Origin of the sequence: Hydrogenophaga sp. (assembly GCF_018780385.1) — a bacterium.
In the GTDB taxonomy this organism is placed as follows: domain Bacteria; phylum Pseudomonadota; class Gammaproteobacteria; order Burkholderiales; family Burkholderiaceae_C; genus Hydrogenophaga.
Genome location: NZ_JADMJO010000005.1, coordinates 60,261 through 74,210 on the forward strand (window position 1 = coordinate 60,261; position 13,950 = coordinate 74,210).

The window sequence follows — 13,950 nt, forward strand, 5'->3', positions numbered from 1 at the left end:
TGGTAACCGGTCGGTAACTGGCGATTTTACGGCGCGTGCCGCACCGGCTCAATGGCGTCAGGTCGGGCGCTGCAGCAGGAAGCTGCTGAAGCGGTCCAACACAGGCGCCAGGCCGCGCAGCGGTGGGGCCATGGCACCGATCAGCGTGACGTGGTTGAGACGGTCGAACAGCTCCAGTTCCACCTTTGTTCCGCGCTGCTGCAGGGCCTGTGCCATGGCCAGTGTGTTGCGCTGGGGGTTCACCGCCGTGTCGCTTCTGGCGGCCAGAAGCAGCACGCGGTGTTTCAAGCCAGTGCCGGCGGGGGCGTGAAAGAGCGGCTGGGAACTGGCGGGTGTGTCGGGCCAGTTGAAGGCCAGCTGCACCTCGGGAAGGACGATCGGCAGGAAGTCGTAGGGGCCCGCCAAACCAGCCCAGCCCGCGAGCTCGGTCGCCCGCATGTTCACCTCGGCCAGCCAGCGCGCGTCGAGCGCGAGCATGGCCGCGTTGTAGGCCCCCGCGCTGTGGCCGGTGACAAACAGGCGCGAGGGAGATGCGCCGAGACGCCGTGCGTTGTCGCGCGCCCAGCGCACCGCCAGTGCGCAGTCCTGCAGGAACACCGGGTAGCGCACCTCGGGGCTCAGGCGGTAGTCGGCCACCACAGTGACGATGCCGCGTGAGGCCAGCGCCTCACCCACGAACTTGTAGTCGGCGCGCTCGCCGCTGCTCCAGCTGCCGCCGTAGAAGAACACGGCCATCGGCGCGTCGGGCGTCTTGTCCACCGGCAAGTACACGTCCATCCGCTGGCGCTCGGCGTTGCCGTACGCCTCACCGCGCAGCACCGTGTGGGTGTTCGACGGCACGGTGGCGTTGATCAGACGGAAGGGGGAGCAGGCTTGCAGCAGCGGAGCCAGGCCCAGCAAAGTGAGCCAGCGGCGTCGAGCGAGCGTTGTCGAGGGAGCGGGATGCGGTGAATTCATGCCATGTGTACGCAGGCCATCGCCCGCTGGATTCAGGTGGGTGGGGGTGCCGAACGGGGAGCAGTGTGTGTCCAGATACCAATCGTCACACAACCGCGGGGAACTGTGGCGCTGCAACATGGCACCCTCCAAGGACACTTTGCAAAACATCCCTGGGGTGAAGACACCTCCTGATCTGGAAATTGAACGGAACCACCATGCCTTGTCGCTCCCTGATCGTGACGCTGACCTCCGCCGCGACCCTGCTCGCACCGGCCCTCTCGCAGGCGCAGGTGACCCTCGAACCCGACGGCCGTTGGCGCTACCTGCTGACGGCCGGTGCCAACGTGTCGTCGGGCAACAACGTCGCCGGCACGCTGAATCTGGCGGCCGAGGGCGCGCAACAGACCCCCTACGACAAATGGACCTGGGTCGCCAAGGCCGACCATGCGCGCAACGCCGGCGTGGCCACCACCGATCGCTACGGCCTGCGCACCCAGTACAACCGCGACATCTCGCCCGACTGGTTCGGCTTCGGCTCGGGCGAGACGCTGCGCGACAAGCTGGCCAACATCGCGGCCCGGTATTCGGTGGCCAGCGGCGTCGGGCGCCACCTGTGGCGCGAAGACGGTGGGTTCTTCGACGTGTCCGTCGGCTTGGGCTATTCGCACGACCGCTTCGTCGCGCCCACCAACATCGCGGGCGCGACGCGAGACAAATATGGCCGTGTCGAATTGGTGCTGGCGGAGGAGTCCAGCCACCGGCTGACCGACACCACCAGCCTGCGCCAGAAGTTCACGCTGTATCCGAACCTTCGCGATTCAGGCAAGTACCGCGCGGTGCTGGACACCGGCCTCACCGTCGCGATGACGCCGACGATCAACCTGTCAGCGGGTCTGAGCTACCGGTACGACAGCGACCCTGGCACCCATCTGGAAAAGGGCGACGCCATGTTCGTGACTGGCGTGTCCCTCCGATTCGATTGAATGCCCCCACGCTCCGGCCCGGCGCCGGATTGCCTTCCGGCGCGCGTGGTTTCCATTCAGAGCTCCCGCGGATCCGGCTTCGCCGGTCCAAGGGTGCGCCCCCCTTGAGGGGGTCGCGCAAAGCGCGGCGGGGGGTGCTTCCTTACCCTGCCTTGCAAATTTTCAGTGTGTTGGTTCCACCGGCCTGGCCCATGGGCTCGCCCACGGTGATCGCGTACACATCGCCGGTCTGCACGATGCCGCGCTTCTTCAGGTGGGCTTCCGCGTCGGCCAGCGCGGAGTCGCGGTCGGCGCTGTTGTCCATCAGCAGCGGGCGCACGTTGCGGTAGAGCGTCATGCGGCGCTGGGTCGAGAGGTTGGGTGTCATGGCGTAGATCGGCATGCGCACGTTGTGCCGGCTCATCCAGAGCGCGGTCGAGCCCGAGTCGGTCAGCGCCACGATGGCCTTGGCGCCCAGGTGGTGCGCGGTGAACAGCGCGCCCATGGCGATCGACTGGTCGATGCGTTTGAAGGTCTTGCCCTTGAAATCGGCCGAGAGTTCGCTGTACTCGGCCTTCTCGGCCTCCGAGCAGATGTTGGCCATCTCCTTCACGGTCTCCAGCGGGTACCTGCCGGCAGCCGTTTCGGCGCTCAGCATCACGGCGTCGGTGCCGTCGAGCACCGCGTTGGCCACGTCGCTCACCTCGGCGCGTGTGGGCACCGGGTTCACGATCATCGACTCCATCATCTGCGTGGCGGTGATCACGACCTTGTCCATCTCGCGGGCCAGGCGGATCATGTGCTTCTGCAGGCCGGGCACGGCCGCGTTGCCCACTTCCACCGCCAGATCACCCCGCGCGACCATGATGCCGTCGGACACCTTCAGGATGTTGGCGAGCTCGGGGATGGCTTCGGCGCGCTCGATCTTGGCGATCAGGGCCGGCTTGTGGCCTTCGGCCGCACCGGCCACGTTGCACAGCTGGCGCGCCAGTTCCATGTCGGTCGCGTTCTTGGGAAAGCTCACCGCCACGTAGTCGGCCTTCAGGCCCATGGCGGTCTTGATGTCGTCCATGTCCTTGGCGGTCAGCGCGGGCGCGGTCAGGCCGCCGCCCTGCTTGTTGATGCCCTTGTTGTTGGACAGCTCACCGCCGAGATGCACCGTGGTGTGCACCGCCGGGCCCACCACCTTGTCGATGGTCAGCACGATCAGGCCGTCGTTGAGCAGCAGTGTGTCGCCGGCCTTCACGTCGCGGGGGAGTTCCTTGTAGTCCAGGCCCACGCCTTCGAGGTTGCCCGGCTCGGTGCGCGAAGCGTCGAGCACGAATTTTTCACCCGGCACCAGCATCACCTTGCCTTCGGCGAACTTGCCGACGCGGATTTTGGGGCCCTGCAGGTCGGCCATGATGCCGACCTCGCGCCCGGCGCGCTGGGCCGCGGCGCGCACCAGCGTGGCGCGGTCGATGTGGTCCTGCGCGGTGCCGTGCGAGAAGTTGAGGCGGACCACGTTCACGCCCGCGCGGATCATGGCTTCGAGCAAGGCCGGGTCGCTGGAAGCAGGGCCAAGGGTGGCAACGATCTTGGTGGCGCGCATGGGCATTTGGGGTGTCTCCTGTCGGTGGATGGCCGGGCTTGAATCGCCCCGGGTGTAATTTGGTTTCAATTATCTGTGAAACCGGTTACATGCCCGCGACATCCGCGCGGGCTCACAACCGGTTGGTGCGGGGCGGCACCTGGCCGCTGTAGTCCAGGCGGACGAATGTCTCATCCACCACGTGCAGATGCACGCTGGTGCGCCGGAAGGACCACTGGCGGTCGATGGTCAGCGACGAGGTGGCGCCGCGGCTCTTGGTGCTCATCTCGAGCCCGTAGCGTGAACGCAGCAAGGTGGTGAGGCGCTGCCCCAGCGCTCGTGCCCCGTCTGCCGAGCCTTCGTTGGCCAGCAGGGTGACGCGTTGCAGCTTGTCTGCCTTGAACACGAACGACACCTTGAAGCGCGCGCCGGCAAGCTCGTGGACCGGAATCTCCAGCTGCACGCCCTCGTCTTTGGACAGCGGATCACCTGGCGCGACCCGTGCTTCGGGCATCAAGGCCTGCACCTCGGCCGATGTGGCGCCCGCGGGTACGCCCTGCCACAGCGCCTGCGCCGATGCGCCCGCGGCGAACAGCAGCCAGATGACGCAGAGCAGGACTTTTTTCATATGGGCGTGAGATGCGTGGCGCACGGCAAAGTTGTGTCTGGTGAGTAGACCAAAGCCGGGGACGACTTCACCGGCCTGGGAAAGTATCGATATTCGATGCCAATGTGCAAGATTGTGGCTACTGGATCAGGATGTTGCGCCCTTTGGAAGGCGTTCACTCCACCATCGCGCCACCTTCAACAACCGCAAAGGTTTTTTCATGGCTTCGAACCGATCTCCTCTCATCGTGATGCGCGACACCCGCGCCTGGCAGTTCCAGGTCTGGGTTTCGTTCGGCGCGGCCGTGTTCCTCTGCGCCACCGGCCTGGCGTATTTGCCGGGTCAGGCGTTGGACCGGGCGTTCATGGTGATGGGCTATGTGTTCTGTCTGTCGACCGTGTTCGTGCTGTCCAAGGCGGTGCGGGACAGCCAGCAAGCCGCGCAAGCCGGCGAGGCCGAGACGCCGATGTGGCGCCTGGTGGTGTGGGGCGGCTTTGCCGTGGCCATGGGCCTGACCGGTTGGGGCCTCTTGCGCATGGAGATCAACGACACCTACCGCGCCTACCTGGGCGTGAGCTGGCTGTACCTCGTGACCTCGGCCTTCACGCTGGCCAAGACGCTGCGCGACCGCCATGAGGCCGACCTCATCGAAGCCCGTGTGCGAGGCGAGATGGCGGGTCGCCAGCAGGCGCTGAGCGAGCGTGTCACCGTCGGCGAATGAATCCCTGTCACAACTTTTTTCAAGGAGCTTGAACATGAACCCAGTGCATTTTTCCTGGCGCTCGATCGCTGCAATGGCAGCGGTGGCCTTCGTCATCTCGACGAGTCCGGCCCGTGCGCAGAGCGAGGTGTCGGTGGCGCTGTCGGCCCTGCCGGTGGCTTCGGTGGTGGGTGCGGCCTCGGTCGGCGCGGCGGCGGTGAGCGTGGTGCCGGTGGCCTTGTCGGTGACCGGTGCCTCGCTGGTGGTCAAGGTGGTGGAAGTCACGGCCAGCGGCACGGTCTACGTGCTGGAGCGGGTGTCGGATGGCGCGCGTGCGAGCGTCGAGGTCTCGGGCCGCGCAGTCTCGGCCGTTTCCATGGGCGTGGGCACGGTGGTGGTGGTCAGCGTGATCGGTACCGGCGTGCTGCTCTCGGCCGCCGGCGAGGTGCTGGCCTTCATCCCGAACGAACTGGGTCGTGCCCTGCTGCACAACGAACGCATCACCCACTGAGGAGCCCCCCATGACGCACGCTTTTGCCTCGCGTTGGCTCGCAGGCCTCGCCGTCGCCCTGGCCTTGCTGGCGGCACCCGCCGCGCACGCCGGCCGCTCCTGCGAAGCCAAACCCCTGACAGCCCGCTCCATCGAGCAGGGCATGAACCTGGCACTGCGCACCTCGCAGGCGCTGGACGCCGAACATGCCCGCAGCGGCGCTCGGGTGGTGGTGCTGGCCCGCGCCGGGCAGGACCTGAGCAAATACCGGTTGCGCTATTCGCACCTGGGCTGGGCCTACAAGACCGCCGAGGGCCCCTGGCGCGTGCTGCACAAGCTCAACAGCTGCGGTTCGGCCGAGGGCGCGCTGTACCGCCAGGGCCTGGGGGAATTCTTCCTGGACGATCTCTGGCGGCATGAGGCCGCATGGATGGTGCCCGCGCCCGCGCTGCAGGGGTCGCTGCTCGCCCTGCTCACCGACCCGGCGCGCAGCACCGCTTTGCACACCCGGGCCTACAACATGCTGAGCTATCCGTGGGCCACGCGCTACCAGCAGTCCAACCAGTGGGCGCTTGAAATGCTGGCGTCAGTCGCCGAGCCGGGGGTGACCACCCGCGAGCAGGCCCAGGCCTGGCTGCGCTTCAAGGGCTACCAGCCCACCACGCTGCAACTGGGCGCGCTCACCCGCCTGGGTGCGCGTGTGAGTTCGGCCCACATTGCGTTCGACGACCACCCGAACGACAAACGGTTTGCCGACCGCATCGAGACAGTGACGGTGGACTCGGCGTTTGCTTGGCTGGAGCGCGCCGGGCTGGCTGGCCCGCTGCAGCAGCTGATGCCTTAGTTGCGTTCTTCGCGCAGCAGCGGCAGCAGGGCCCACAGCCCCAGCGCGGGCCCGATCGCCAGCCAGGGCAGCAGCGCGCCCAGCGCCACGGTGTCGGCCAGCGAGACAAACAGAAGAATGCTCACGATGGAGATCGCAAAGCCGATGCTGTTGGTCAGCGTGAGCACGCTGCCCACGGCCTGTGGCGGTGCGTTGCGCGCGGTGAGCGTGGAGAACTGCGGCGAGTCGCCCGAGACGGTGATGCCCCAGAGGACCAGCCAGGCATAGAACAGCGTGTCGCTCGCATCGATCATCACGAATGCCAAGAGGCAACACAGGCCGCTGATGGCCAGTTGTGTGCCCGCCACGCGCGCGCTGCCCCAACGTTGCGCCACCCAGCCGCCGCCAGCGCAACCGATCACGCCGGCACCCAGCACGAAAAACGCCGCCCATGACAGCGCGCTGCCCTGCAGTCGCGTGGCCAGCACCAGCGGCACCATCACCCACATGGTGTAGAGCTCCCACATGTGGCCGAAGTAGCCCAGCACCGAGCTGCGCACGCGCGCATCGGTCCACAGCGTGGCCAGCGCGCGCCACTGCAGCACCGTCACGCGGGCTTGCGCGCCCGGTGGGTCGCTGGTGCCGAAGAACAGCAGCAGGCCGCCGGCCGCGGCCAGCGCGGCCACGCCCAGCATGAGCGTGGGCCAGGGCAGGGCGCCGCCGAGCGCACGCAGCGCGTGGGCGCTGGCCGAGCCGAGCACCAGCGCACCAATGAGCAGGCCGAGCGCACCACCCAGGCCACGCGTGTACCACTGCGCGGCGATCTTCATGCCCACCGGGTAGATGCCCGCGAGAAAGAACCCGGTGGCAAAGCGCCAGACCAGCAGCGCCGAATAGTCGCGCACCATCCACCACGCGCCCATGGTGCAGGCCGCACCCGCCAACGCGCACACCAGAAACACACGGCGCGGCGCAAAGCGGTCGGCGATGGCGAGCAGCGCGAACACCAGCGTGCCGGCGATGAAGCCGAACTGCAAAGACGAGGTGAGCGTGCCCACCGCGCTGGTGGGCCAGCCCAGTTCGCGCTGCAGGTCGGGCATGACCGCATTGACCGCGAACCACAGCGACGTGCCCATGAACTGGGCCAGCACCAGGATGGGCAGGATGTGGCGGGGGACTCGGGGGGACGTGATGGCGTCGGTGTGGGGCATCGGTCGCCGACTGTAGCCCGGGGTCTAACCGGCGGTGGGCATCTCGTCGTCGGGCTGCGAGTCACCCTTGAACCGGGCCGCGTCGCGGATGTTCTTCTGCACGGTGACGGAGCCGAACAGCGCCAGCAGGAATGCCATGGCGTAGAAGCCCTTTTCGCTGTCGGCCAGGCTGGCGTTCCACAAACCCACGGCCAGCAGAAGAACCGCCAGACCCAGCGACAACCAGCACAGGCCGTAATAGATGCCGGTCACGGGGATGCCTTCGAGCCGGTCTCGCACGGACTTTTGCAGCGACACGGCGGAGAAGAGGCCGTACATCAGCAGAGTGAAGTAGTAGCCCTTTTCGTTGAGCGGCATCGCGGCGTTCCACAGGCCGGCGAGGAAAGTGAGGGCACCTGCCAGCAGGGCTGCCCAGGAGGCGGCGACAAATGCGCCCGTGGGTTTGGTCGGGTGGGTTTGCATGGGAATCCTCCTGGGTGGGTGTTGGGCCCCCAATGTAAAGGAGTCGGGGGGCATGGCCGCCCCCCGGCGGCTTCAGAGAAAGCGCTGAGGCAGGAAGGGCGTGGGGTCGATGATGGTGGTGTCGCCATCCATCTGTTCGGCCAGCAGGCGCGCGCTGACCGGCCCCATGGTGAAGCCCTGATGCCCGTGGCCGAAGTGAAACCACAGCCCCTTGTGCCGGGGTGCCGGCCCGATCACGGGCTTGAGGTCGCCGGTGCAGGGGCGAGCGCCGCGCCAGGGCACGCTCTCGACCGGGTGGGGCAGATCCAGCAGCTCGCGCGCCAATGTCTCGGCGCGGGCCATCTGCACCGGGGTGGAGGGCGCATCCAGGCGCGCGAACTCGGCGCCCGTGGTCACGCGAACGCCGCGTTTCATGGGCACCATCACATAGCCCCGCTCGGCATCGAAGATGGCCAGGTTCGGGCCGCTGCGCGGCTGGAAGTGGCGGTGGTAGCCGCGTTTGACGAACAGCGGGAAGCGGTAGCCCAGCGGGCGGATCAACTGATCGGACCACGGGCCCAGCGCCACCACGGCCTGCTCGGCCTCGATGGCGCCGTGCTCACACTGCACCTGCCAGCCCGCGCCGCTGGCGCGCAAGGTCAGTGCATCGCCCCGGGCGATGGTGCCACCGCGCCGCACCAGCAGGTCCGCATAGCGCTGCACCAGTTCGCCCGGGTCGGACACGGACCAGGGGTCGGTCCAGTGCACCGCACCGGCAAGACGCAGCTTGAGTGAGGGCTCGGCCACGGCCAGTTCGTCACCGGTCATGGCTCGGAAGTTCACGCCCAGATCACGCTGGAGGCGCTCGGCCGTGCGCACGCTTGCGTCCAGACCGGCCTGGGTGCGGAACACCATGCGGTACCCGTCGCGGCGCACGAGATCGCCAGCGTCCGCCAGCTCGATCAGCGACGCGTGTTCGGGGACCGAACGGCTGCTGAGCTGCCCGTACTCGCGGGCAATCCTCTGGTAGCGCGCACCGCGTGAATTGGCCCAGTACCGGCCAAGCGCGGGCGCCAGCGAAGGGATGGCGTCCAGGTGGTAGTTCACATCGGCACCCTGCTTGAGGGCCACGCGCAGCAGCACGGCAGGGTCCTGCGGGAACGGGTAGGGCTCCACGGCCTCGCACTGGATGAGGCCGGCGTTGCCATACGAGGTTTCACGACCGGGTTCGCGGCGATCCACCAGGGTCACCGAATGCCCACGCAGCGCGAGCTGCAGCGCCGTGCAGGTACCGACCATGCCGGCACCCAGCACCAAGACGTCCTTTTTCGTGTGCGCTCGGCTGGAGGTGGGAAGGATGGCGTTGTGCGGCATGGTGATGCGATCGGGAATGCTGGATTATCCGAAGCATCACCATTCCAGCCAACGCCACAACGGGAAAGATGGATTGCCCAAAACGCAAGGGTCAGCCGCGGGCGGCCTTGCCCTCCAGCCGCTCCTCCTCGAGGATCTGCTCGCGCAGGAAGGTCACGAAGGTGCGCACCGCCTCGGGCAGATGCCGGCCGGCCAGGGTTTGCACTTCAAAATGCCGCTCGTTCATCTCGCGGTCACGCAGGGGCACCGCCGTGATGCGACCTTCCACCAACCGCCGGCGCAACGCGGCCTCCCCACAGAACGTGATGGCCTGGCACTCCGACACGTAGTTGATCAGGGGGTAGAGCTGGTTGCTGGTGATCACCGCGTCGCACTGCAACCCCTGGCGGCTGCAACTGATGTCCAGCAGTTGTCGCAGGGTCGATGTCTTGGATGGCAGCGCCAGCGGGTAGGCTGTCACTTGGGCGAGTGAGACCAGGCGCCGCGCGGCCATGGGGTGGTCGATGGCCATCACGGCCATGATCGGGGACGGGTGGCGGTGTTCCACGGTCAGGCCACGTTCGGACGACAGGCTGACGGTGACGCCGATGTCCACCTCACCGTCCCGCACGCGGCGGGCCACCTCGGCCTGCGCGACCATGTCGAGCGCGAAATGGATGCCGGGCCATTTTTTCTGGAACTCCAGGACCATCGAGGGCAGGAACTCGTAGGCGAAGCCTTCCGTCGCGGCGATGCGGACTTCTCCGGTGCGCAGCCCGCGCAGCGCGAGGATTTCTTCGGTCACGCGTTCGACGTCCAGCCAGGCCCGGCGCGCATGGGCGGCGAGCAGTTCACCGGCGGCGTTCGGCGTCATGCCGCGCGCCTTGCGCTCGAAGAGCAGCGTGTCGAGCTCCCGCTCCAGTCGGCCGATCTGTCGGCTCACGGCAGACGGCGCAACGTCGAGGCGGCTGGCCGCCTCGGTCACCGAACCGGCGCGGACCACCTCCACGAAGTAGCGCAGCGCCACCTCCTGCAGCACGCGCTGGTTGACAGGCTTGCGGGTGGCCTTCCGGGTGGTGGTCGACACGGTGGGGGGTGGGCGGGTGTTCATCGCGAAAGCCTACTTCAGCATTGCGTTTATCGCAAAGAAAAGTTCTGCACATTGCTATTGCTGCACTGTGACACTTTTTTTACGATGACCTCACCACCACCGGAGTCCACCATGATTCACACGCCCCGCACCGCTTCACCCGCCCACCGCCGCGCCGCCGTCTTGTTGATGGCGACCGCTGCGCTGGCTGCCTCGCTGGGCGCCAAGCCCGCGGTGGCACAAGGTGTCTACCCCAGCCGCCCGATCACGCTGGTGATTCCGTTCCCGCCGGGCGGCAGCGCCGACACCATCGGCCGACTGGTCAGCAAGCGCCTGTCGGACAAGCTCGGGCAACCCGTGGTCATCGACAACCGCGCTGGCGCGGGCACCGTCGTGGGTGCAGGCCTGGTGGCCAAGGCGCCGGCCGATGGCTACACGCTGCTGCTGAGTTCGGGCTCCACCTTCACCGTGAACCCGGCCATCCGCCCGAACCTGCCCTACGACCCGGTCAAGAGCTTTGACCCGATCGGCATCGTGGGCCGCATTCCGCTGATCCTGCTGGCCAACAAGGACGTCCCCGTCAACAACGTCAAGGAGTTCGTGGGCGCAGCGAAGGCCACGCCCGACAAGTACTCCTACGCGTCCTTCGGTGCCGGCACGACCTCGCACTTCACCGCCGAGATCATCCTGCAAGCCATCGGCGCCCGTCTGATGCACGTTCCCTACAAGGGCAGCGCACCGGCCATGACCGACCTCATGGGCGGCCAGGTGCCGTTCTCGGTGGACACCGTCACGGCCGCCATCCCGCAGATCAAGGCCGGCAAGGTCAAGGCGATCGCCGTGACCACGGCCACGCGCTCGTCGCAGCTCCCGGACGTGCCCACCTTCGCTGAAGCTGGCTACAAGGACGTCAACGCCGACACCTGGATCATGGTGGTCGGTCCCAAGGGCATGCCGCCCGCCGTGCTAGGCAAGCTGGAAAAAGCGCTGGCCGCCGTCGGCAGCGAGCCGGCGTTCAGGAAGTCGCTGCTGGAGCAGGGCGCGGAGCCGACCCTGCCGAGCAGCGCGGCCGCGATCGCGCAGATCGAGAAGGAACTGCCATTGATGCGCGCCGTGGCCCGCCGAGCCAACATCCAGGCCGACTGACCCCACCCCGACCACCCATCGACCCGCATGTTCTCTTCCACGTCCTCCGCTTCCTTGCTGGAAACCTCGGCCGTCGATTTGCGGCGCCTGATTGGCGCCCGGCAACTCTCACCGGTCGAACTGCTCGATGCCTGCATCGCGCGCATCGAGACCGTCAACCCGTTCGTCAACGCGGTCACGGCCACCTGCTTCGAGCGGGCGCGCGAGGAAGCGCGCGCCGCCGAGCAGGCGGTCATGCGGGGCGAAGCCCTGGGGCTGCTGCACGGCCTGCCGCTGGGTGTGAAGGATCTCGAGCCCACCGCCGGCCTGCTGTCGACCTCGGGGTCACCGCCGTTTCGCAACCATGTGCCGTCCAGAGACATCGAGCTGGTGGCGCGCCTGCGCCGCGCCGGCGCCATCCTGGTGGGCAAGACCAACGTGCCCGAGATGGGCGCCGGCGCGAACAGCCGCAATCCTGTCTGGGGCGCCACCGGCAACCCGTTCAACCCCGACCTGAATGCGGGTGGTTCCTCGGGCGGCTCCGCGGCAGCGCTGGCGCTGGACATGCTGCCGATCTGCACCGGCTCGGACACCGGGGGCTCGCTGCGCATTCCCGCCGCCTGTTGCGGGGTCGTGGGTTTCCGGCCCTCGCCGGGCGTGATTCCCAGCGTGCGCAAGACGCTGGGGTGGTCGCCGATCTCGGTGGTGGGGCCGATGGGCCGCAGCGTGGACGACGCCTGCCTGCAGATGGCGGCCTCCGCCGGCATGCACCCGGGCGACCCGCTGAGTCATCCGCTGGATGCCCTGTCCTTCCTCGATCCGGGCGCCTGCGACCTCTCGCGCCTGCGTATGGCCTACACCGAAGACTTTGGTGCCTGCGACGTGGACCCAGGCATCCGCGCCGCGTTCCGCGAAAAGATCGCGGCCATGAAGCACCTGTTCGCCGTCTGCGATGAGGTGAGCTTCGATCTCGGGGACGTGCACCGTTGTTTTGATGTGCTGCGCGCCGAGGCCTTCGTGGCCGGCATGCGGGCGACCTACGAGCGCGACCCGGGCAGCCTGGGCCCCAACCCACGCGCCAACTACGAGATGGGCACCCGCATGAGCCTGCTCGATTGTGCGTGGGCCCAGTCCGAGCAGACCCGCATCGTTGGCCGCTTTCAGCCCGTCTTTGCCGGCTACGACCTGGTGCTCTCGCCGACCACGCCCGTATCACCGTTCCCATGGACCCAATCCCATGTCGACGTGATCGACGGTCGTCAGCAGGAGAACTACTACCGCTGGCTCGCGTTGACCTACGTGGTCACGCTCACCACGCACCCGGCAATCTCGCTGCCGTGCGGCACCGATGCGAGGGGCATGCCGTTCGGGCTGCAGGTGGTGGGGCCATTCCGGGGCGACCGGCGTGTGCTCGCCGCGGCGCGCGCGATGGAGCAGGCCTTTGGCGGCAACGCCTTGTTGCGCCGCCCGCGTCCCGATGCCGCGACCCTGCAGGCGGCCCATCCGCCGCTGCGCTCCATCGTGACCGCGCCGCCGGACGACGCCTTCGCCCACCTGCCCAACGACGGCGCCTCGGTGTCGGTTGTGTAGAGGCTGTCCCTAGACGCCGCGCGCGCGGTCCGCCTTGAACTGCGCCCGGAACGCGTTGAATGTCCCCGCGTCCAGCGCCTCGCGCACCTCGCGCATGAGGTTCAGGTAGTAGTGCAGGTTGTGGATGGTGGCCAGCATGGGGCCGAGCATTTCGCCGCAGCGGTCCAGGTGGTGCAGGTAGGCGCGGCTGAAGCCGTCGCGCCCGCCATCGTCCCAGCTCACGCCGCTCTTGCCCGCGCAGGCGTGGCAGGTGCAGGTGGTGTCCAGCGGTTGGTGGTCGGTCTTGTGGCGCGCGTTGCGGATCTTCAGATCACCGAAGCGGGTGAACAGCGTGCCGTTGCGCGCGTTGCGCGTGGGCATGACGCAGTCGAACATGTCCACGCCGTCGGCCACGCCCTGCACCAGGTCTTCGGGCGTGCCCACGCCCATCAAGTAACGCGGCTTGTGGGCGGGCAGGCGGTGCGGCGTGTGCGCCATGATCTGCAGCATCTGCTCTTTCGGCTCGCCCACGCTCACGCCGCCGATGGCATAGCCGGGAAAATTCATGTCCACCAGCGCGTCCAGCGACTCCTGGCGCAGGTGCTCGAACATGCCGCCCTGCACGATGCCGAACAGGGCATTGGGGTTCTCCAACCTTGCAAACTCGTCCTGCGAACGCTTGGCCCACCTCAAGCTCATTTCCATGCTCTTGCGCGCTTCGGCTTCGGTGGTGAGGTGGCCGTTGGTTTCATACGGCGTGCACTCGTCGAGCTGCATCACGATGTCGCTGTTCAGGCCGGTCTGGATGTCCATGCTGACCTCGGGCGACATGAAGAGCTTGTCGCCGTTGACGGGGCTGGCGAAGGTCACGCCTTCTTCGGTGATCTTGCGCATGGCGCCGAGCGACCACACCTGAAAGCCGCCCGAGTCGGTGAGGATGGGTTTGTGCCACTGCTCGAAGGCGTGCAGGCCGCCGAAGCTGTTCATCACCTCGCGGCCCGGGCGCATCCACAGATGGAAGGTGTTGCCCAGGATGATCTGCGCGCCCATGTCGTGCAGGCTTTGCGGCA

14 protein-coding genes are annotated in these 13,950 nt (G+C 67.5%); 6 read left to right on the top strand and 8 right to left on the bottom strand.

Annotated features, from left to right (window positions below):
• Window positions 1–57 precede the first annotated feature (57 nt).
• Window positions 58–957, bottom strand: coding sequence for an alpha/beta hydrolase (locus IV113_RS05345; RefSeq protein WP_291081609.1), 900 nt, complete (start codon window positions 955–957; stop codon window positions 58–60).
• A gap of 197 nt (window positions 958–1,154) precedes the next feature.
• Between IV113_RS05345 and IV113_RS05350 the strand changes: the two genes are divergently transcribed.
• A complete protein-coding gene (locus IV113_RS05350; RefSeq protein ID WP_291081610.1) occupies window positions 1,155–1,922 on the top strand; it encodes a DUF481 domain-containing protein in 768 nt (255 codons plus the stop codon).
• 142 nt (window positions 1,923–2,064) lie between these two features.
• Here IV113_RS05350 and pyk read toward each other — a convergent pair whose 3' ends face one another.
• A complete protein-coding gene (gene pyk / locus IV113_RS05355; protein WP_291081611.1) occupies window positions 2,065–3,498 on the bottom strand; it encodes a pyruvate kinase in 1,434 nt (477 codons plus the stop codon).
• A gap of 106 nt (window positions 3,499–3,604) precedes the next feature.
• Window positions 3,605–4,099 carry a hypothetical protein gene (locus tag IV113_RS05360; RefSeq protein WP_291081612.1) on the bottom strand — a complete coding sequence of 165 codons (495 nt, stop codon included), beginning with the start codon at window positions 4,097–4,099 and terminating at the stop codon, window positions 3,605–3,607.
• A gap of 199 nt (window positions 4,100–4,298) precedes the next feature.
• Between IV113_RS05360 and IV113_RS05365 the strand changes: the two genes are divergently transcribed.
• The 3 genes from IV113_RS05365 to IV113_RS05375 are packed head-to-tail and all read left to right on the top strand — an operon-like array spanning window position 4,299 to window position 6,112.
• A complete protein-coding gene (locus IV113_RS05365) occupies window positions 4,299–4,799 on the top strand; it encodes a YiaA/YiaB family inner membrane protein (protein WP_291081613.1) in 501 nt (166 codons plus the stop codon).
• Window positions 4,800–4,833: 34 nt separating this feature from the next.
• On the top strand, window positions 4,834–5,289 hold the full coding sequence (locus IV113_RS05370) for a hypothetical protein (protein WP_291081614.1): 456 nt from the start codon (window positions 4,834–4,836) through the stop codon (window positions 5,287–5,289).
• 10 nt (window positions 5,290–5,299) lie between these two features.
• Window positions 5,300–6,112, top strand: coding sequence for a DUF2145 domain-containing protein (locus tag IV113_RS05375; RefSeq protein ID WP_291081615.1), 813 nt, complete (start codon window positions 5,300–5,302; stop codon window positions 6,110–6,112).
• On the opposite strand, the gene IV113_RS05380 is transcribed toward IV113_RS05375, so the two are convergent.
• The 4 genes from IV113_RS05380 to IV113_RS05395 all read right to left on the bottom strand — a co-directional run bounded on the left by IV113_RS05380 (window position 6,109) and on the right by IV113_RS05395 (window position 10,207).
• Entirely contained in the window at window positions 6,109–7,302 is a 1,194-nt protein-coding gene (locus tag IV113_RS05380; RefSeq protein WP_291081616.1) for an MFS transporter, read from the bottom strand. The two genes, IV113_RS05375 and IV113_RS05380, sit on opposite strands and share 4 nt — an antisense overlap.
• Window positions 7,303–7,326: 24 nt before the next feature.
• On the bottom strand, window positions 7,327–7,764 hold the full coding sequence (gene yiaA / locus IV113_RS05385) for an inner membrane protein YiaA (RefSeq protein ID WP_291081617.1): 438 nt from the start codon (window positions 7,762–7,764) through the stop codon (window positions 7,327–7,329).
• A 72-nt stretch (window positions 7,765–7,836) separates the two neighbouring features.
• A complete protein-coding gene (locus IV113_RS05390; RefSeq protein ID WP_291081618.1) occupies window positions 7,837–9,117 on the bottom strand; it encodes an FAD-binding oxidoreductase in 1,281 nt (426 codons plus the stop codon).
• A gap of 91 nt (window positions 9,118–9,208) precedes the next feature.
• Window positions 9,209–10,207 carry a LysR family transcriptional regulator gene (locus IV113_RS05395; RefSeq protein WP_291081619.1) on the bottom strand — a complete coding sequence of 333 codons (999 nt, stop codon included), beginning with the start codon at window positions 10,205–10,207 and terminating at the stop codon, window positions 9,209–9,211.
• A gap of 168 nt (window positions 10,208–10,375) precedes the next feature.
• Between IV113_RS05395 and IV113_RS05400 the strand changes: the two genes are divergently transcribed.
• Window positions 10,376–11,332, top strand: a complete 957-nt coding sequence (locus tag IV113_RS05400) for a tripartite tricarboxylate transporter substrate binding protein (protein WP_291081627.1) — start codon at window positions 10,376–10,378, stop codon at window positions 11,330–11,332.
• 27 nt (window positions 11,333–11,359) lie between these two features.
• Window positions 11,360–12,901, top strand: coding sequence for an amidase (locus IV113_RS05405; RefSeq protein WP_291081620.1), 1,542 nt, complete (start codon window positions 11,360–11,362; stop codon window positions 12,899–12,901).
• A 9-nt stretch (window positions 12,902–12,910) separates the two neighbouring features.
• Here IV113_RS05405 and tgt read toward each other — a convergent pair.
• Window positions 12,911–13,950: tRNA guanosine(34) transglycosylase Tgt (gene tgt / locus IV113_RS05410; protein ID WP_291081621.1), on the bottom strand; the 1,040-nt coding region annotated here is incomplete at its 5' end.